This is a genomic window from Pseudomonas sp. GW821-FHT02A08 (assembly GCF_059422045.1).
The window spans coordinates 162232-181681 of the sequence record NZ_JBWKWD010000002.1; the positions used below are offsets into that span (position 1 = coordinate 162232).

The following is a 19450-nucleotide window of genomic DNA, read 5'->3' on the forward strand; positions in this document are numbered from 1 at the left end:
AAGCCGCAAAAGTAACCATTCCTACAACGCCCTTCACTTTCACCTGAGCGACATGTTCATAAAGGAACGCGCGATATCCAACATTTCCGCTGTTTTGCCGATGAGAACCGGTGCTATTTTCGGTAACGAAACTGTAACATTCGTATCCGCAGTCAAAACAAGAAATCTGGAGCTCTTGAATGTTTGCTTTCTTTCGTCCTGCCGCACATCAGGCTCCATTGCCTGAAGAAAAAATAGACAGCACCTACCGACGCCTGCGCTGGCAGATTTTCGCCGGCATCTTCATTGGCTATGCCGGTTACTACCTGCTGCGCAAGAACTTCTCCCTGGCCATGCCATACCTGATCGACGAGGGCTACTCCCGTGGTCAACTGGGCCTGGCAATGTCCGCCATTGCGATTGCCTACGGCCTGTCGAAGTTCCTCATGGGCCTGGTGTCCGACCGTTCCAACCCGCGTTTCTTCCTGCCGTTCGGTCTTCTGGTGTCGGCTGGGGTGATGTTCATTTTCGGTTTCGCGCCTTGGGCGACGTCCAGCGTGACCATGATGTTCATTCTGTTGTTCATCAACGGCTGGGCGCAGGGCATGGGTTGGCCGCCGAGTGGCCGGACCATGGTGCACTGGTGGTCGCAGAAGGAGCGTGGCGGTGTGGTGTCCGTGTGGAACGTGGCGCATAACGTCGGCGGTGGCCTGATCGGGCCGTTGTTCCTGATCGGCATGGGCCTGTTCAATGACTGGCACGCCGCGTTCTACGTGCCGGCTGCAGTGGCGCTGGCGGTAGCGGTGTTTGCCTTTGTGACCATGCGCGACACCCCGCAATCGGTTGGCCTGCCGCCGATCGAGCAGTACAAGAACGATTACCCAGAAGGCTACGACGCCAGCCACGAAGAGGAATTCAGCGCCAAGGAAATCTTCGTCAAATACGTGCTGCGCAACAAAATGCTCTGGTACATCGCCCTGGCCAACGTCTTTGTCTATCTGCTGCGCTACGGCGTGCTGGACTGGGCACCGACCTACCTCAAGGAAGCCAAGGGCTTCACCGTGGATAAAACCTCGTGGGCGTACTTCTTCTACGAGTGGGCAGGTATCCCGGGCACGCTGCTGTGCGGCTGGATGTCGGACAAGATTTTCCGTGGCAACCGTGGCCTGACCGGCATGGTATTCATGGCGCTGGTGACGGTCGCGACGCTGGTTTACTGGCTCAACCCGGCCGGCAATCCGATGGTCGACATGATCGCGCTGCTTTCCATTGGCTTCCTGATCTACGGCCCGGTCATGCTGATCGGCCTGCAGGCGCTGGAACTGGCACCAAAGAAAGCTGCCGGTACGGCGGCGGGCTTTACCGGACTGTTCGGTTATCTGGGTGGTTCGGTCGCGGCCAGTGCAGCGATGGGCTACACCGTGGACCATTTCGGCTGGGACGGCGGCTTCGTGCTGCTAGTCGGCGCCTGCCTGTTGGCGATGGCCTTCCTGGCCCCGACGCTACGGCACAAACAAATCGCCAGTCAGGGCCGCGAAGCACTCGCCTGATCGGCCTTTGATTTACAGCGCTTGAGCCGCGCCTCCAGATTCCGGTCTGGCATGGCGTGGCTGCGCAGGGCGTGCGCGGTCTGCTCGACGTAATCGCGAGTGGTGCCGTAACGCCCACAAGCGTTTTCGAACACATGGCTCAGCACATGGTCCGGCAAGTTGCCAGCATAGCTGGGCAGGTGTCGCTCCAGCACAAAACCCAATGCCTGTACCTGGCTGCCATCTTCAAGACGGCAGTTGAGCCAGTGCGGGCGGTAGGAAGGGAAAGGCATCTCGCGCTGCCAAAGTGCGTAAAGCGAGGCTTCGAGTTGCTCTTCGGGCAAGCGATAGGCGAAACCGCTGCAAGAACCGCCACGATCCAGGCCAAACACCAGGCCGGGCATTTCCGGTGTGCCGCGATGTTCGTGGGACCATAGGTACAACCCACGATGATAGCCATGTACCCGGCCGCGAACCCGCTCAACCGCCGTGCATTCAGGGCGCCAGATCAACGAACCATACGCAAACAACCACACCGGCCCGCCCTTGTGGCGCGCCATGGTCGTTTGCATCGAGCTGAGCAATTGTTCGTGAGTGAGCTGCGGCCCCAGATCGAGCCGCGGAGGGTAAGCCAGATTCAAAAAAGCAGATTCTATGGCGCTCATAGCGAATAGCGTTCAGCTCCCCGCGGGTGAAGAATTACTTAATAGAACGCACCGCTGTAACAATAAGGCACATAAGTTTCAAGGCAATTTGAGTGCCATGGCACAGTTCTTAATTAATTGCCTGAATGGAATATAACCTACCGGCATTTATATGTTTTTATAAATACCGATAGGCTATATGTGGAGTTATATACCTGTAGGAGCGAGCCTGCTCGCGATGGAATCAAGAGCGCTGCGGGTAGCCTGACTGCCCGAGTAATCGTTAACGACCATCGCGAGCAGGCTCGCTCCTACAGGGTGGACGGGGCAGATCAAGACCGCGGCGCATAGGCAAACACGTCGGCGCGCATCTGATGGGCATCCATCCCCGCTTCCACCAGCGCATCCAGCGTGCCGTAGACCATGGCCGGAGAGCCACTGGCGTATACATGCAACGGCTTGAGGTCAGGGAAGTCTTCACAGACCGCTTCATGCAACATGCCGCACCGCCCTTCCCAGCCACATTGATCGCTGACGACCTTGTGCAGGAACAGGTTGGGCAGCTTCAGCCATTCGTCCCAATGCTCGACCTGGTAAAAGTCTTCTGGACGGCGTACGCCCCAATACAGATGCACGGGATGCTTGAAACCCGAGGCCCGGCAATGTTCGATCAGGCCATGGACCTGGCCCATGCCGGTACCCGCGGCTATCAGCACGAGAGGACCGTCCGGCAACTCCTCCAGGTGGGTATCGCCAAACGGCAATTCGACCCGCACCATGCTGTTGCGCTGGAGCTGTTCGATCAGGCTCAACGCACTTGTTTCGCGCGCCAGTACGTGGATTTCCAGATCGCGCCCCGCATGCGGTGCCGAGGCGAGAGAGAATGCGGATTTTTCGCCGTTCTCCCGCTCGATCATCAGGTACTGACCGGCGTGGTAGCGCGGCGGTTTGCCGGCCGGAGCCCGCAGACGCACGCGCCAGGTGTCGCCGCCCACCTCCTTGCACTCAATGACCTGACACGACACGCTGCGCACCGGCAGTTCTCCCAGCGCGAGCACGCCATCCCACAGCACGATGCAGTCTTCCAGCGGCTCCGCTATGCAAGTGTAGAACTCGCCATGGTCGCGCACATTGCCGGCCTGCTCGACCCGGCCTTCCACCAGTAGCGCCGCGCACACGTGGCAATTGCCGTTGCGGCAGCTTTGCGGGCATTCGTAGCCCAGTCGTCGTGCGCCATCGAGAATCCGCTCGCCGGGCAATATCTCAAGCACTGCTCCGGAGGGCTGCAAGGTTACACGCATCAATCTATTCCTAACTGATTCCAGATGGCATCGATCCGCTGGGTCACGGCATCGTCCTTGACGATGACCCGGCCCCATTCGCGGGTAGTTTCGCCCGGCCATTTATGCGTGGCATCGAGGCCCATTTTCGACCCCAGGCCGGAAACCGGCGAGGCGAAGTCCAGGTAGTCGATCGGCGTGTTGTCGATCATCACCGTGTCGCGCTTGGGGTCCATGCGCGTGGTAATGGCCCAGATCACGTCGTTCCAGTCCCGGGCGTTGATATCGTCGTCGGTGACGATAACGAACTTGGTGTACATGAACTGTCGCAAAAACGACCAGACACCCAGCATTACCCGCTTGGCGTGGCCCGGATACGACTTCTTCATGGTCACGATGGCCATGCGGTACGAGCAGCCTTCGGGCGGCAGGTAGAAGTCGGTGATCTCCGGGAACTGCTTCTGCAGGATCGGAACGAACACTTCGTTCAGCGCCACGCCGAGGATCGCCGGCTCATCCGGCGGACGGCCGGTGTAGGTGCTGTGGTAGATCGGCTTGATCCGATGGGTGATGCGTTCGACGGTGAACACCGGGAAGCTGTCGACTTCGTTGTAGTAACCGGTGTGGTCGCCGTACGGGCCTTCATCGGCCATCTCGCCCGGATGGATCACGCCTTCGAGGATGATTTCGGCGGTGGCCGGCACTTGCAGGTCGTTGCCGCGGCACTTCACCAACTCAGTGCGGTTGCCACGCAGCAGACCGGCGAAGGCGTATTCGGAAAGACTGTCGGGCACCGGGGTCACGGCGCCGAGGATGGTCGCCGGGTCAGCGCCCAGGGCCACGGAAACCGGGAACGGCTGGCCCGGGTGCTTTTCACACCACTCGCGGTAGTCCAGCGCGCCGCCACGGTGGCTCAGCCAGCGCATGATGACCTTGTTGCGGCCGATCACTTGCTGACGGTAGATGCCGAGGTTCTGTCGATCCTTGTTCGGGCCCTTGGTGACGGTCAGGCCCCAGGTGATCAGCGGACCGACGTCGCCCGGCCAGCAGGTCTGCACCGGCAGCATGGCCAGGTCGACGTCGTCGCCTTCGATGACCACTTCCTGGCACACCGCGTCCTTGACGACTTTCGGCGCCATCGAAATGATCTTGCGGAAGATCGGCAGCTTGGACCAGGCATCCTTCAAGCCTTTCGGCGGCTCGGGTTCCTTGAGGAACGCCAGCAACTTGCCGATTTCACGCAGCTCGCTGACCGCTTCGGCGCCCATGCCCAACGCCACACGCTCGGGGGTGCCGAACAGGTTGCCGAGCACGGGAATGTCATAGCCGGTGGGCTTTTCGAAAAGCAAAGCCGGGCCCTTGGCGCGCAAGGTACGGTCGCAGACCTCGGTCATTTCGAGCACTGGGGACACCGGAACCTGGATGCGCTTGAGTTCACCGCGCTGTTCCAGGCCGCTGATAAAGTCGCGCAAGTCGCGATACTGCATGCGTAAGCCTCGTGTTGGCCGTGGCGTTCGGGGCAGGCAGTTTAGCGCCGAACCCTTCGGTTCAGAACCACGAACTGCCGCCTGAGCAAAAAACGGATAGCAAAAAGCCGGGTTTCCCCGGCTTTTTGTGCCTGTTCGACTTACTTGCGTTTCATCGACAGGAAGAACTCATCGTTGGTCTTGGTCGTTTTCAGCTTGTCGACCAGGAACTCGATGGCAGCGACTTCATCCATCGGGTGCAGCAGCTTGCGCAGAATCCACATGCGCTGCAGCTCGTCGTCGGCAGTCAGCAACTCTTCGCGGCGGGTGCCGGAACGGTTGATGTTGATGGCCGGGAAGACGCGCTTTTCAGCGATACGGCGATCCAGCGGCAACTCCATGTTGCCGGTGCCCTTGAATTCCTCGTAGATCACTTCGTCCATCTTCGAGCCGGTTTCAACCAGCGCGGTGGCGATGATGGTCAGCGAGCCGCCTTCTTCGATGTTCCGCGCGGCGCCGAAGAAACGCTTCGGTTTCTCCAGGGCGTGGGCATCGACACCACCGGTCAGTACCTTGCCGGAGCTCGGGATCACGGTGTTGTAGGCACGGGCCAGACGAGTGATGGAGTCAAGCAGGATCACCACGTCTTTCTTGTGCTCGACCAGGCGCTTGGCCTTCTCGATCACCATTTCGGCAACCTGCACGTGGCGGGTTGGCGGCTCGTCGAACGTCGAGGCAACCACTTCGCCGCGCACGGTACGCTGCATTTCGGTTACTTCTTCCGGACGTTCATCGATCAGCAGCACGATCAGGTGAACTTCAGGGTTGTTACGCGCGATATTCGCGGCAATGTTCTGCAGCATGATCGTCTTGCCCGCTTTCGGCGGTGCAACGATCAGACCGCGCTGGCCTTTACCGATCGGGGCGCACAGGTCGATGACACGACCGGTCAAGTCTTCGGTGGAACCGTTACCGGCTTCCATCTTCATGCGCACGGTCGGGAACAGCGGAGTCAGGTTCTCGAAGAGAATCTTGTTCTTCGCGTTTTCCGGACGGTCGAAGTTGATCGTGTCGACCTTGAGCAGCGCGAAATAACGCTCGCCTTCCTTTGGCGGGCGGATCTTGCCAACGATGGTGTCACCGGTGCGCAAGTTGAAACGACGGATCTGGCTCGGCGAGACGTAGATATCGTCTGGACCTGCGAGATAGGAAGCGTCAGCGGAGCGCAGGAAGCCGAAGCCGTCCTGGAGAATCTCCAGCACGCCATCACCGGAGATTTCCTCACCGCTTTTCGCGTGCTTCTTGAGCAGGGAGAAAATCACGTCCTGCTTGCGCGAACGGGCCATATTTTCTATGCCCATCTGTTCGGCCAATTCGAGCAGTTCGGTAATCGGCTTTTGCTTGAGTTCAGTCAGATTCATATAGGAATGACGTAATCATTTATGGAGGGGGGAAATTAAGCTTTTGGCTTAATGAGGCCGCGCCGCAGAGAAGGCGACAGGATCGCGTACTTATTCGAAAAGGAGTGCGTCGGCGACGGCTAGCAGGGGGCAATGGAGAAACCAGTGCGGGGCCGAATGTACCACCTGAGTTTGGGAGCGTCTAGCCCTGAATACGCAAAAAGCCCCGCTATTTGCGAGGCTTTTTCAGGACACTTTGCAGCGACGCTTAGATGTTGGCGTCGAGGAAGGCAGCCAGTTGCGACTTCGACAGTGCGCCGACCTTGGTCGCTTCAACGTTGCCGTTCTTGAACAGCATCAGGGTCGGGATACCACGTACGCCGTGCTTGGCCGGGGTTTCCTGGTTTTCGTCGATGTTCAGCTTGGCAACGGTCAGCTTGCCTTTGTAAGTCTCGGCAATTTCGTCCAGAACCGGAGCGATCATTTTGCAAGGGCCGCACCATTCAGCCCAGTAGTCGACCAGTACAGCGCCTTCGGCCTTGAGTACGTCGGCCTCGAAGCTAGCGTCGCTAACGTGTTTGATAAGATCGCTGCTCATGGAATTCTCCAGGTTGTAAGCAAAAAAACGTGGCCCATCATAGCGGTCCTTCCCTCGTTCAGGAAGGTGCAGATGATTGAGTCTCGCTATGGTGATTCATGAGTTTGGGTATAGCTCAGGTCATCAGGTGACGGGAGCGATGAACGCGATTCCGGTGCGCAACGCGGCATTGCGTACGTGCTCTTGCATGGCCTTTTGCGCGGCGCCAGATGCTCGGCGGGCCAGCGCACGAAGGATTTTGCGGTGCTCCTGCCAGGTTTCCATGGCCCGCTCGACCCGGATGAACGGTAGCTTCTGGCTTTCCAGGAAGATGTCGGCGCTGGCGGTCAGGATGCTCAGCATCGCCTGATTGCCGCTGGCCAGCAGGATGCGGCGGTGGAATTCGAAATCCAGGCGGGCCGCGGCTTCGAAGTCGCCGGACTTCAGCTCGTTTCGCATGGCGGCGACATTGTCTTCCAGCGCATCGAGTTCGCCGGTGCTCAAGGTTACGGCCGCCAACCCCGCCGCAAACCCCTCCAGCGCATAGCGCAGTTGAAAGATGTCCAGCGGCGAAGCCTGCGCCGCGAACGGCCAGCCCGGTACCGCATCGCCTCGCGGCAACTCCACCGGCGATTGCACGAACACGCCTTTACCCGGCTGGATGCTGATGACCCCCAGCGCACTCAGCGACGACAATGCCTCGCGCAACGACGCCCGACTGACCCCCAATTGCACCGCCAGGTCCCGTTGCGAGGGCAAGGCATCCCCCGGCCCGAAGCCCTGTTCGGTAATCAGTTTGCGGATGGCTTGCAGCGCCACTTCAGGTACGGCGCGGGAGATCGAGTTCATGGTTTTCCAGACGAACCAGGCCAATGTGCGCTCAGTTGTAAAGCTATTCGCGACGCCCGGCAAGTCGTGCCCCATGGGGGTTCGGTGATTTTCACAGTTGCGCCATCGGGGTGCGAAACACAACCTGACTGTTCAGACCAGTAAGACCGTTCGACGCCAGCAAAACCGCGCTCTGGCACCCCCAAAACCCCATGTTGGCATGGCCCATGCTCTGTCGATTCGCAGAAATCACTTCTTGCCGATTCGGAGATTTGCCATGACCCAGCGTTACAGCGCCCTCCTCGCAGCCCTGTTTGCCAGCCTGATGCTGAGCCAGGCACCTGCCCACGCCGACGGTCTGGAGGATGTGGTCAAGCGCGGCGTCCTCAAGGTTGCCGTGCCCCAGGACTTCCCGCCGTTTGGCTCGGTCGGCCCGGACATGAAGCCCCGCGGCCTCGACATCGACACCGCGAAACTGCTGGCCGACCAGCTCAAGGTCAAACTCGAACTGACCCCGGTCAACAGCACCAACCGCATCCCCTTCCTCACCACCGGCAAGGTCGATCTGGTGATCTCCAGCCTCGGCAAGAACCCGGAGCGCGAAAAAGTCATCGACTTCTCCCGCGCCTACGCGCCGTTCTACCTCGCCGTGTTCGGTCCGCCAGACGCCGACATCAAGAGCCTGGACGATCTAAAGGGCAAGACCATCAGCGTCACCCGTGGCGCCATCGAAGACATCGAGCTGTCCAAGGTCGCCCCCGAAGGCGTGACCATCAAGCGTTTCGAAGACAACAACTCGACCATCGCCGCGTATCTGGCCGGGCAAGTCGACCTGATCGCCAGCGGCAATGTGGTGATGGTCGCAATCAGCGAGAAGAGCCCGAAACGCGTGCCGGCGCTGAAAGTGAAGCTCAAGGATTCGCCGGTCTACGTCGGCGTGAACAAGAACGAGCCGGCGCTACTGGACAAGGTCAACCAGATCCTCGTGACCGCCAAGAGCGACGGCGCACTGGAAAAGAACGCCCTGACCTGGCTGAAAGAGCCGCTGCCGGCCGATCTCTGATTCGGCGCGCTGGAGACGTTTTATGGCTTATCAGTTCGATTTCCTGCCGGTGGTGAACAACACCGATCTGTTGCTGCGCGGTGCGTTGTTCACCCTTGAGCTGACCGCCATCGGCGCTGTGCTCGGCGTGGGGCTGGGCATCGTCGGGGCGCTGGTGCGGGCGTGGAACATCCGGCCATTGGCGGGGATTTTCGCGGTCTACGTCGAGTTGATCCGCAACACGCCATTCCTGGTGCAGTTGTTTTTCATCTTCTTCGGCTTGCCGTCCCTGGGCGTGCAGATTTCCGAATGGCAGGCGGCGGTACTGGCGATGGTCATCAACCTTGGCGCCTATTCCACCGAGATCATCCGCGCCGGCATCCAGGCGATTCCCCGGGGTCAGCTGGAAGCCGCGGCGGCACTGGCGATGACGCGTTTCGAAGCGTTCCGTCATGTGGTGCTGCTGCCGGCACTGGGCAAAGTCTGGCCGGCCCTGAGCAGCCAGATCATCATCGTCATGCTCGGCTCGGCGGTGTGTTCGCAGATCGCTACAGAGGAGCTGAGTTTCGCCGCCAACTTCATTCAATCGCGCAACTTCCGCGCTTTTGAAACCTACGCACTGACCACGCTGCTGTATCTGTGTATGGCGCTACTGATCCGCCAGCTATTGAACTGGATCGGCCACCGCTTCATTGCAAGGAGCAGCCGATGAGCGACTTCACCTTCTGGGACATCGTGCGCAACCTGCTCACGGGCCTGCAATGGACCTTGGCGCTGTCGCTGGTGGCGTTCATTGGCGGCGGGCTGATCGGCTTGCTGATCATGGTCCTGCGCATTTCGAAAAAATCATTGCCGCGCAGTTTCGCCCGCACCTACATCGAACTGTTCCAGGGCACACCGCTATTGATGCAGCTGTTCCTGGTGTTTTTCGGCGTAGCGTTGGCCGGGCTGGAGATTTCGCCGTGGATGGCGGCGGCAATAGCTCTGACGTTGTTCACCAGTGCCTATCTGGCGGAGATCTGGCGCGGTTGCGTCGACTCGATTCCAAACGGCCAATGGGAAGCCTCATCGAGTCTGGCGCTGAACCCGCTGGAACAATTGCGCTTTGTGATCCTGCCCCAGGCGTTGCGCATCGCCGTGGCACCGACCGTGGGTTTCTCGGTGCAAGTGGTCAAAGGCACCGCCGTCACCTCGATCATCGGCTTCACCGAACTGACCAAGACTGGCGGCATGCTTGCCAACGCCACCTTCGAACCTTTCATGGTCTACGGCCTCGTCGCCCTCGGCTATTTCCTGCTCTGCTACCCCTTGTCGCTCAGTGCGCGCTACCTGGAAAGGAGACTGCATGCCTCTGCTTAGAATTTCCGCCCTGCATAAATACTACGGCGATCACCACGTGCTCAAAGGCATCGACCTGAGCATCGAGGAAGGCCAGGTGGTGGCGATCATCGGCCGTAGTGGCTCGGGCAAGTCCACTTTGCTGCGCACTCTCAACGGCCTGGAGTCGATCAACGACGGCGTGATCGAAGTCGACGGCGAGTATCTCGACGCCGCCCGCGCCGACTTGCGCAGCCTGCGGCAGAAAGTCGGGATGGTGTTCCAGCAGTTCAACCTGTTCCCGCACCTGACCGTGGGCGAGAACGTCATGCTCGCGCCGCAAGTGGTGCAAAAAGTACCGAAAGCCAAGGCCGCCGAACTGGCGCGGCAGATGCTGGAAAGGGTCGGGCTGGGGGAAAAGTTCGATGCCTTCCCTGACCGGCTGTCCGGCGGGCAACAACAGCGGGTAGCGATTGCCCGGGCACTGGCAATGTCGCCAAAGGTGTTGCTATGCGACGAAATCACCTCGGCGCTGGACCCGGAACTGGTCAACGAAGTGCTGAGCGTGGTCCGGCAACTGGCCAGGGAAGGCATGACGCTGATCATGGTCACCCACGAAATGCGCTTTGCCCGGGAGGTTGGGGACAAGTTGGTGTTCATGCATCTGGGCAAGGTGCATGAAGTGGGCGACCCGAAAGCCTTGTTTGCCAACCCGCAAACAGCAGAGCTGGCGAATTTCATCGGGACGGTTGAGGCGGCGGGCTGAAGATCTTCGGTGCTATTGGCACCGCCTTCGCGGGCAAGCCCGCTCCCACAGGGTCCTCTGCTGGAATACGATTGCGTATACGCTGCAAAAACCTGTGGGAGCGGGCTTGCCCGCGAAGAAGCCAGTGGCCGCACCACTGGAGCCCCATGGTGAAAGATCGCAGCCTTCGGCTGCTCCTACGCGTTGGCGCCAGCCTTTGATCGTGGCACGATGTCGAGGTTATCGACCGAGACCCCTGACCATGCCGCAATCCCAAGCCAAGAATCTGTCCCTGATCGCCGCAATCGACCTGGGCTCCAACAGCTTTCACATGGTCGTGGCCAAGGCCCAGAACGGCGAGATCCGTATTCTCGAGCGTCTCGGGGAGAAGGTTCAGCTGGCCGCCGGCATCGACGAAGAACGCCATCTCAGCGAAGAATCGATGCAACGCGGGCTCGATTGCCTCAAGCGCTTCGCCCAACTGATCAGCGGTATGCCCACCGGCGCCGTTCGCATCGTCGGCACCAACGCCCTGCGTGAAGCCCGCAACCGCGCCGAATTCATCCATCGAGCCGAAGAAATCCTCGGCCACCCGGTGGAAGTCATTTCCGGCCGTGAAGAAGCGCGCCTGATCTATCTCGGCGTGTCCCACACGCTCGCCGACACCCCGGGCAAACGCCTGGTGGCCGACATTGGCGGTGGCAGTACCGAGTTCATCATCGGCCAGCGTTTCGAACCGTTGCTGCGCGAAAGCCTGCAGATGGGTTGCGTCAGCTACACCCAGCGCTATTTCAAGGACGGCAAGATCACCCCGGCCCGTTACGCCCAGGCGTACACCGCGGCGCGGCTGGAGATCATGAGCATCGAGCACGCCCTGCACCGCCTGACCTGGGATGAAGCCATCGGCTCCTCGGGCACCATCCGTGCCATCGGCCTGGCGCTGAAGGCCGGCGGTCAAGGCTCGGGCGAGGTCAATGCCGAGGGCCTGGCCTGGCTCAAGCGCAAACTGATCAAGATGGGCGACGTCGAGAAAATCGATTTCGAAGGTATCAAGCCGGATCGCCGGGCGATTTTCCCGGCCGGCCTGGCGATTCTCGAAGCGATCTTCGACTCCCTCGAACTGCAGCGCATGGATCACTGCGAAGGCGCCCTGCGCGAAGGCGTGCTCTATGACCTACTGGGTCGCCATCATCACGAAGACGTGCGCGAACGCACCCTCACTTCGCTGATGGAGCGCTACCACGTCGATCAGGAGCAGGCGGTACGGGTAGAGCGCAAGGCGTTGCATGCGTTCGATCAGGTGGCCAAGGACTGGGATCTGGAAGACGGCGTCTGGCGCGAACTGCTCGGCTGGGCGGCCAAGGTCCATGAGGTGGGCCTGGACATCGCTCACTACCAGTACCACAAGCACGGCGCATATCTGATCGAGCACTCGGACCTCGCCGGGTTCTCCCGCGAAGACCAGTTGATGCTCGCGCTGCTGGTACGTGGCCACCGGCGCAACATTCCCAAGGACAAGTTCGCCGATTTCGGCGATGACGGCATCAAGCTGATTCGCCTGTGCGTGCTGCTGCGTTTTGCGATCCTGTTCCACCACATCCGTGGCACCCAGCAAATGCCCCAGGTGGAACTGAACGCCTATGGCAACAGCCTGGAAGTGGTGTTCCCGGAGAACTGGCTGGACGAAAACCAGCTGACCCAGGCCGACTTCGAAATCGAAGCGCAATGGCTGACCCGGGTCGACATTGTGTTGACCGCTCGCTGAAATTGAAAAAGGCCTTCTTCGGAAGGCCTTTTTTGTTCACAACCCATGTGGGAGCGGGCTTGCTCGCGAAGAGGCCATCACATCCAGCATCAATGTTGGCTGTTCGGCCGCCTTCGCGAGCAAGCCCGCTCCCACAGGTTCCGTGTTAACGAACCGCCAGGATCGGGCTGCCCAAACGCTCCAGCAATGTCGCCTGGGCGCTGCGCGGGTTCTGGTTGCCGGTCGGTGTGTTACGGATGTAACGACCGTCCGACTGCAGGCTCCAGCTGTGGGTGTTATCGGTCAGATACAACTCCAGCTCTTTCTTGACCCGCATGATCAGCTTCTTGCCTTCCACCGGGAAGCAAGTCTCGACGCGCTTGTCGAGGTTGCGTTCCATCCAGTCGGCACTGGACAGGAACATCTGCTCGTCGCCACCGTTGAGGAAGTAGAAGACCCGGGTGTGCTCCAGGAAGCGGCCGATGATCGAACGCACGTGGATGTTGTGGGAAACCCCGGCGATGCCCGGTCGCAGGCAGCACATGCCACGCACCACCAGATCGATGCGCACACCCGACTGGCTGGCCTTGTACAGCGCGCGGATGATCTTCGGATCGGTCAGCGAGTTGAACTTGGCGATGATGTGCGCCGGTTTGCCGTCGAGGGCAAACTGGGTTTCCCGGGCAATCATGTCGAGCATGCCCTTTTTCAGGGTGAACGGCGCGTGCAGCAGTTTCTTCATGCGCAGCGTCTTACCCATGCCGATCAACTGGCTGAACAGTTTGCCGACGTCTTCGCACAAGGCGTCGTCGGAGGTCAGCAGGCTGTAGTCGGTATACAGGCGGGCGTTGCCGGCGTGGTAGTTACCCGTGCCAAGGTGCGCATAACGCACGATCTCGCCCGCTTCGCGACGCAGGATCAGCATCATCTTGGCGTGGGTCTTGAAGCCGACCACGCCGTAGATCACCACCGCACCGGCCGCTTGCAGGCGGCTGGCCAGTTGCAGGTTGGACTCTTCGTCGAACCGCGCACGCAATTCGATCACCGCCGTGACTTCCTTGCCATTACGCGCCGCATCCACCAGCGCATCGACGATTTCCGAGTTCGCGCCGGAGCGGTACAGCGTCTGGCGCACCGCCAACACGTGTGGATCCTTGGCGGCCTGGCGCAGCAGGTCGACCACCGGGGTGAACGACTCGAACGGGTGCAGCAAGAGGATGTCCTGCTTGCTGATCACGCTGAAAATGTTCTCGCTGTTCTGCAGCAGTTTCGGAATCTGCGGGGTGAACGGCAGGTATTGCAGCTCGCGCTGGCTGTCCAGGCCGGTGATGCTGAACAGCCGCGTCAGGTTCACCGGACCGTTGACCTGATACAACTCCGTCTCGCTCAGGTTGAATTGCTTGAGCAGGTAGTCGGACAGGTGTTTCGGGCAAGTGTCGGCCACTTCCAGACGTACCGCATCGCCATAGCGCCGGGAGAACAGTTCGCCGCGCAAGGCGCGGGCCAGGTCTTCGACATCTTCGGAGTCCAGCGCCAGGTCGGCGTTACGGGTCAGGCGGAACTGATAGCAGCCCTTGACCTTCATGCCTTGGAACAGGTCATCGGCGTGAGCGTGAATCATCGACGACAGGAATACATAGTTGTCGCCAGCACCGCCGACTTCTTCCGGCACCTTGATGATGCGCGGCAGCAGGCGTGGCGCCGGGATGATCGCCAGACCGGAATCGCGGCCAAAGGCGTCGATGCCTTCGAGTTCGACGATGAAGTTCAGGCTCTTGTTCACCAGCAACGGGAACGGGTGAGTCGGGTCGAGGCCGATCGGGGTGATGATCGGTGCGATCTCGTCACGGAAATAGCGGCGGACCCAGGTCTTGAGCTTGGTTGTCCAGTTACGGCGACGGATGAAGCGGACCTGATGCTTTTCCAGTTCCGGCAATAGAATGTCGTTGAGGATCGCGTACTGGCGATCGACGTGACCGTGGACCAGCTCGCTGATGCGCGCTAGCGCCTGATGCGGTTGCAGACCATCGGCACCGGCCTGTTCACGGGCAAAGGTGATCTGCTTCTTGAGGCCGGCGACGCGAATTTCGAAGAACTCGTCCAGGTTGCTGGAGAAGATCAACAGAAACTTCAGTCGCTCCAGCAATGGATAGGACTCGTCCAGCGCCTGCTCCAGCACGCGGATGTTGAACTGCAGTTGCGAGAGCTCGCGGTGGATGTACAGGCTGCTGTCATCCAGACCGGGAATGGCCAGCGCTGGCGCTGGCGCTGTCACGGCGGTTTCGACGACCGCCGCGGGCGGAGCCGGCTCCAGTTCCGGTGGCGTCTCGTCGACTTGCTCCACCACAGGCTGAGCGTCTTTTACGGCAACTTCAGTGAGTACTTCGGTATTCATCGCATGTTCCTGGGAGGGCTATTTTTGCTCTCGTAACAATTGAGCGGCACGAACGGCAAAGTACGTCAGGATGCCATCAGCCCCTGCACGTTTGAAAGCGGTCAAGGACTCGAGGATAACCCCTTCGCTCAACCAGCCATTCTGGATCGCCGCCATGTGCATGGCGTATTCGCCGCTGACTTGATAAACAAACGTCGGCACTTTGAATTCTTCTTTTACCCGGCACAGGATGTCCAGGTACGGCATGCCCGGCTTGACCATGACCATGTCTGCACCTTCTGACAAGTCCGCCGCCACTTCGTGCAGGGCTTCATTGCTGTTGGCCGGGTCCATCTGATAGGAGGCCTTGTTGGCCTTGCCCAGGTTCAACGCCGAACCGACCGCATCGCGGAACGGGCCGTAATAGGCACTGGCGTACTTGGCCGAGTAGGCCATGATCCGCACGTTGACGTGACCGGCCACTTCGAGGGCTTCGCGGATGGCCTGGATTCGACCGTCCATCATGTCCGATGGAGCCACGACCTGAGCGCCGGCTTCGGCATGAGACAGGGCTTGCCTGACCAGTGCGTCGACGGTGATGTCGTTCTGCACGTAGCCTTCTTCATCAAGGATACCGTCCTGGCCGTGGGTGGTGAACGGGTCCAGGGCAACGTCGGTGATCACGCCCAGTTCAGGGAATTGCGCACGCAGGGCGCGGGTGGCGCGCTGGGCGATGCCCTCCGGGTTCCAGGCCTCTTCAGCATCCAGAGACTTGAGTTCCGAAGGCGTCACCGGGAACAGCGCCAGCGCCGGAATCCCCAGTTCGACCCACTTGGCCGCCTCTTCCAGCAACAGGTCGATGGTCAGGCGTTCGACGCCCGGCATCGAAGCCACCGCTTCGCGACGGTTTTCACCGTCCAGAACGAACACAGGCAGGATGAGGTCATCGACGGTCAGGACGTTTTCACGGACCAGTCGACGCGAGAAGTCGTCACGACGGTTGCGACGCAGGCGGGTTGCAGGGAACAGACGGTTGGCGGGGGTAAAGCTCACGGCAGACTCCTGAGCCCGCGCAGACGGGCGAGCGTGACAGTTATAAGTGCCCATTATGACGAACGTATGACAGTTATGTGCACCCTGCGACGTGTAGCCGCATTCCATTGTCGTTGTAGGAAATGTTCACGTCGAGACACATTTGGACACTTTCCTGAATGTGTCCGAAGGGTTAGGCTGCGCGTTCATTTCGCCAGCACCCAGACAATGCTCCAACAATTTCTGCATGACTTCGGCTACTTTGCCCTTTTTCTAGGCACGTTCTTCGAAGGCGAAACCATCCTGGTGCTCGCGGGCTTCCTCGCGTTCCGTGGATACATGGACATCAACCTTGTGGTGGTCGTGGCCTTTTTCGGCAGTTATGCCGGCGACCAACTGTGGTACTTCCTGGGGCGCAAGCACGGCCGCAAGCTGCTGGCCCGCAAACCCCGCTGGCAGATGATGGGTGACCGTGCGCTGGAACACATTCGCAAGCATCCGGACATCTGGGTACTGAGTTTCCGCTTCGTCTACGGTTTGCGCACGGTCATGCCGGTGGCCATCGGACTGTCAGGCTATCCGCCGGGCCGTTACCTGCTGCTCAACGGGATTGGCGCGGCAATCTGGGCCGCTGCCCTCGCTGCCGCCGCTTACCATTTCGGTGCCGTGCTCGAAGGCATGCTCGGCAGTGTGAAGAAGTACGAGCTCTGGGTGCTCGGCGCGCTGCTGGTCCTGGGCTTCGTACTGTGGCTGCGTCGGCGCTTCAAGAATGCCCGCCTGGCCAAGCAGGTCTACGCCGACGAACAAGCCCTGAAAGCTGCGCGCACCAACACCGAAGGCCCTACGACACCAGCCGAGTGATGCGGTTCCTGCAACAGTAGAGACCGATGCCGCTCAACAGGCTGTAACTGAGCAGGCCGACCCAGCCCACCGCACTGGCCGGCCACAACCCCACCATCGGGGCCAGCCATACCAATGGCAGATTCGACGCCAGCCGCACCAGCTCCAGCTTCAACGCCCACGGGCGATTCTCCAGGGCCACGCCCAGCACAAACAGACCGAACGCCACGGCACCCCAGCCCAACACCAGGGCGGCGACTGGCAGCTTCGGTTCAAGATTCATCAAGTAACTGCCCAGCGCGATATAGACGCAGAACTGCAAGAGGACGTAGAGCTGCTGACGCCCGTCCAGCGCCACCTCGAATTTGCGAAACCGGCTCAGGTCCGGCTTGTTCATCGGGTATCTGGCCGCCACGTCCGCCGGGCGCCAGCCGGTGCGCATGAACCAGATCCGCAGCTTGTCCCGGGTGCTTTCAGTACGCCGTGCGTCTGCCCAAAGCTGCGCATAGAACTGCACGTTCGCCCACACGGGGTTCCAGCTCGCCAACGGCGTGGTCACGCCGAAGATCACCGGCTCGTTGTCGTCCTCTTCCTGGAACGAGCCGAAAAGACGGTCCCAAATAATGAACACGCCGCCGTAGTTGCGATCCATGTAGAGAGCGTTCTGTGCATGGTGGGCCCGATGATTGGACGGCGTGACAAAGAACCATTCGAACCAGCCAAGCTTGGGAATGTGCCGCGTGTGCACCCAGAACTGGTACAGCAGGTTCAGCGCCGCGACGCTGACGAACACCAGCAGCGGCACGCCGAACACCGCCATCGGCAGATAGAAGATCCAGCTCAACAGGAATCCGGTACTGGTCTGGCGCAACGCCGTGGACAGGTTGTAGTCCTCGCTCTGGTGATGCACCGAATGGGCAGCCCAGAGGATGTTGCGCTCGTGGCCCATGCGATGCAGCCAGTAGTAGCAGAAATCGTAGAAGACGAAGGCAAACACCCAGGTCCAGACGCTGTCGGCCGACAACTCGAACAGCGCCAGATGCTTGAAGGCGAACGCGTAGGTCACCAGTCCAATGCCTTTGGTCAGCAGTCCCGTGGTGGTCGACAGCACGCCGGTGCTGATGCTGTTGATCGCGTCAGCCACCCGATAGTTGCTCACCCCGCGCCAACGGTCGGCCAGCAGCTCGAGGGCGATCAGCGCAAAGAAGAACGGCACCGCGTACAGAATGAAGTCCATGACGCGCCCTGGTCGGAGTCCTGAGGACAAATGCTATGTGTAACTGCGAATTAACCCTATGGCAACGAGTGACAAATTAGTGGACATTTAACGCCATGAATCTGGAGAAAAGCCCATGAGCAAAAAAGTTGCAGTGATCCTTTCCGGTTGTGGCGTGTACGACGGCGCCGAGCTCCACGAGAGCGTCATCACCCTGCTGCGCCTGGATCAACGCGGGGCGCAGGTGCAGTGCTTCGCACCGAACATCGCGCAGTTGCATGTAATCAATCACCTGACCGGCGAAGAAATGCCCGAGTCGCGCAACGTGCTGGTGGAATCGGCGCGGATTGCCCGGGGCAACATCAAGGATATCCGTGACGCGAACGTCGATGAGTTCGATGCGCTGATCGTGCCCGGCGGCTTCGGCTCGGCCAAGAACCTGTCCAGCTTTGCCATCGAAGGCGCCGGCTGCACCGTTCAACCGGATGTCCTGGCACTGACCGAAGCCTTTGCCGAGGCCGGCAAACCGGTGGGGTTGATGTGCATCTCCCCTGCCCTGGCGGCAAAAATCTACGGGCCTGGCGTGACTTGCACTATCGGTAACGACACTGACACCGCTGCCGCGATGAACAAGATGGGCGCGACCCATACCGATTGTGCGGTCAGTGACATAGTCGAAGACAAGGCGCGCAAACTGGTGAGCACTCCGGCTTACATGCTGGCGCAATCGATCAGTGAAGCGGCATCGGGGATCAACAAGCTGGTCGACCGGGTACTGGAGCTGACCCACGAAAACGATGCCTGACACCCTTCAAAAATGTGGGAGCGAGCTTGCTCGCGATGGGGCCAACACATTCAACTTTGATGTTGTCTGTAAGTCCGCTATCGCGAGCAAGCTCGCTCCCACAGGGTTCGCCGCAGGTCTTAAGAATTGCGGGCCAGCCGGGTGAGGATACGGTCCAGCGCATTGGCGAACGCCTGCTTTTCACGGTCGCCGAACGGCGCTGGCCCCCCGCCCATTTGCCCCTGTTCGCGCAAATCGGTAAACAGGTTGCGCACCGCCAGCCGCTCCCCCATGTTCTGCGCATCAAATTCCTTGCCCCGTGGGTCGAGCGCCGCCACGCCCTTCTTCACCAGACGGTCGGCCAGCGGCACATCGCTGCAGATCACCAGCTCACCGGGCACCGCGTGCTCCACCAGGTAGTCATCCGCCGCATCCGGGCCGCTCGGCACCACGATCAGCTTGACCAGCGCCAGCCCCGGCTTGGTCTGCGGCTGCCCGGCCACCAGCACCACTTCGAACTGGCGCTTGAGGGCGAACTTCACCACCAGATCCTTGGCCGCCCGCGGACAGGCATCGGCATCGATCCATACACGCATTGGTTTTTCCTCTGTTGAAAAGCATCTCGGGCAAGCCACACGCCGCTAAACCTGTGG

Annotated in this window: 18 protein-coding genes; 8 read left to right on the forward strand and 10 right to left on the reverse strand. The window is 60.3% G+C overall.

Annotation, left to right across the window (positions count from 1 at the left end):
* The first annotated feature begins 179 nt into the window (after window positions 1–179).
* Window positions 180–1529, forward strand: coding sequence for a glycerol-3-phosphate transporter (gene glpT, locus AC07W4_RS02625; protein ID WP_008048696.1), 1350 nt, complete (start codon window positions 180–182; stop codon window positions 1527–1529).
* Here the strand turns inward: glpT and AC07W4_RS02630 are convergent.
* The 6 genes from AC07W4_RS02630 to AC07W4_RS02655 all read right to left on the reverse strand — a co-directional run bounded on the left by AC07W4_RS02630 (window position 1505) and on the right by AC07W4_RS02655 (window position 7724).
* Complete coding sequence (locus tag AC07W4_RS02630; RefSeq protein WP_008048695.1) at window positions 1505–2173, reverse strand: gamma-glutamylcyclotransferase; 669 nt, start codon at window positions 2171–2173, stop codon at window positions 1505–1507. The two genes, glpT and AC07W4_RS02630, sit on opposite strands and share 25 nt — an antisense overlap.
* A 311-nt stretch (window positions 2174–2484) precedes the next feature.
* Window positions 2485–3453 carry a CDP-6-deoxy-delta-3,4-glucoseen reductase gene (locus AC07W4_RS02635; RefSeq protein ID WP_008048694.1) on the reverse strand — a complete coding sequence of 323 codons (969 nt, stop codon included), beginning with the start codon at window positions 3451–3453 and terminating at the stop codon, window positions 2485–2487.
* The gene (gene ubiD, locus AC07W4_RS02640; protein ID WP_108217171.1) at window positions 3453–4919 is read right to left on the reverse strand and encodes a 4-hydroxy-3-polyprenylbenzoate decarboxylase; all 1467 of its coding nucleotides are present in this window, start codon (window positions 4917–4919) and stop codon (window positions 3453–3455) included. The genes AC07W4_RS02635 and ubiD overlap by 1 nt, the downstream gene beginning before the upstream one ends.
* A 140-nt stretch (window positions 4920–5059) precedes the next feature.
* The gene (gene rho / locus AC07W4_RS02645) at window positions 5060–6319 is read right to left on the reverse strand and encodes a transcription termination factor Rho (protein ID WP_003206716.1); all 1260 of its coding nucleotides are present in this window, start codon (window positions 6317–6319) and stop codon (window positions 5060–5062) included.
* A gap of 247 nt (window positions 6320–6566) precedes the next feature.
* Window positions 6567–6896, reverse strand: coding sequence for a thioredoxin TrxA (gene trxA, locus AC07W4_RS02650; RefSeq protein ID WP_003206727.1), 330 nt, complete (start codon window positions 6894–6896; stop codon window positions 6567–6569).
* A 123-nt stretch (window positions 6897–7019) separates the two neighbouring features.
* Window positions 7020–7724, reverse strand: coding sequence for a FadR/GntR family transcriptional regulator (locus AC07W4_RS02655; protein WP_495031398.1), 705 nt, complete (start codon window positions 7722–7724; stop codon window positions 7020–7022).
* A gap of 256 nt (window positions 7725–7980) precedes the next feature.
* Between AC07W4_RS02655 and AC07W4_RS02660 the strand changes: the two genes are divergently transcribed.
* The 5 genes from AC07W4_RS02660 to ppx all read left to right on the forward strand — a co-directional run bounded on the left by AC07W4_RS02660 (window position 7981) and on the right by ppx (window position 12572).
* Window positions 7981–8766, forward strand: coding sequence for a transporter substrate-binding domain-containing protein (locus AC07W4_RS02660; protein ID WP_495031399.1), 786 nt, complete (start codon window positions 7981–7983; stop codon window positions 8764–8766).
* Between the two features lie 22 nt (window positions 8767–8788).
* Window positions 8789–9457, forward strand: coding sequence for an amino acid ABC transporter permease (locus AC07W4_RS02665; RefSeq protein ID WP_495031400.1), 669 nt, complete (start codon window positions 8789–8791; stop codon window positions 9455–9457).
* Entirely contained in the window at window positions 9454–10104 is a 651-nt protein-coding gene (locus AC07W4_RS02670; RefSeq protein WP_495031401.1) for an amino acid ABC transporter permease, read from the forward strand. Before AC07W4_RS02665 ends, AC07W4_RS02670 begins: the two co-directional genes overlap by 4 nt.
* Complete coding sequence (locus AC07W4_RS02675) at window positions 10091–10828, forward strand: amino acid ABC transporter ATP-binding protein (RefSeq protein ID WP_495031402.1); 738 nt, start codon at window positions 10091–10093, stop codon at window positions 10826–10828. The genes AC07W4_RS02670 and AC07W4_RS02675 overlap by 14 nt, the downstream gene beginning before the upstream one ends.
* A 241-nt stretch (window positions 10829–11069) precedes the next feature.
* Complete coding sequence (gene ppx, locus AC07W4_RS02680; RefSeq protein WP_495031403.1) at window positions 11070–12572, forward strand: exopolyphosphatase; 1503 nt, start codon at window positions 11070–11072, stop codon at window positions 12570–12572.
* A 145-nt stretch (window positions 12573–12717) separates the two neighbouring features.
* Here ppx and ppk1 read toward each other — a convergent pair whose 3' ends face one another.
* Both ppk1 and hemB read right to left on the reverse strand, forming a co-directional pair.
* Window positions 12718–14946, reverse strand: coding sequence for a polyphosphate kinase 1 (gene ppk1, locus AC07W4_RS02685; RefSeq protein WP_008048668.1), 2229 nt, complete (start codon window positions 14944–14946; stop codon window positions 12718–12720).
* Window positions 14947–14964: 18 nt separating this feature from the next.
* Window positions 14965–15978: a porphobilinogen synthase gene (gene hemB, locus AC07W4_RS02690; protein ID WP_007978864.1), complete on the reverse strand. Its 1014-nt coding sequence runs from the start codon at window positions 15976–15978 to the stop codon at window positions 14965–14967.
* A 207-nt stretch (window positions 15979–16185) separates the two neighbouring features.
* Here hemB and AC07W4_RS02695 point away from each other — a divergent pair, with 207 nt between their 5' ends.
* Window positions 16186–16818, forward strand: a complete 633-nt coding sequence (locus AC07W4_RS02695; protein ID WP_008048667.1) for a DedA family protein — start codon at window positions 16186–16188, stop codon at window positions 16816–16818.
* Here the strand turns inward: AC07W4_RS02695 and AC07W4_RS02700 are convergent.
* Window positions 16799–18034 carry a sterol desaturase family protein gene (locus tag AC07W4_RS02700; RefSeq protein WP_495031404.1) on the reverse strand — a complete coding sequence of 412 codons (1236 nt, stop codon included), beginning with the start codon at window positions 18032–18034 and terminating at the stop codon, window positions 16799–16801. The two genes, AC07W4_RS02695 and AC07W4_RS02700, sit on opposite strands and share 20 nt — an antisense overlap.
* A 115-nt stretch (window positions 18035–18149) precedes the next feature.
* On the opposite strand from AC07W4_RS02700, the gene elbB reads away from it, so the two are divergent.
* A complete protein-coding gene (elbB, locus tag AC07W4_RS02705; RefSeq protein WP_008048662.1) occupies window positions 18150–18818 on the forward strand; it encodes an isoprenoid biosynthesis glyoxalase ElbB in 669 nt (222 codons plus the stop codon).
* Window positions 18819–18937: 119 nt separating this feature from the next.
* On the opposite strand, the gene AC07W4_RS02710 is transcribed toward elbB, so the two are convergent.
* Complete coding sequence (locus tag AC07W4_RS02710) at window positions 18938–19393, reverse strand: YaiI/YqxD family protein (RefSeq protein ID WP_008048660.1); 456 nt, start codon at window positions 19391–19393, stop codon at window positions 18938–18940.
* Between the last annotated feature and the right edge of the window lie 57 nt (window positions 19394–19450).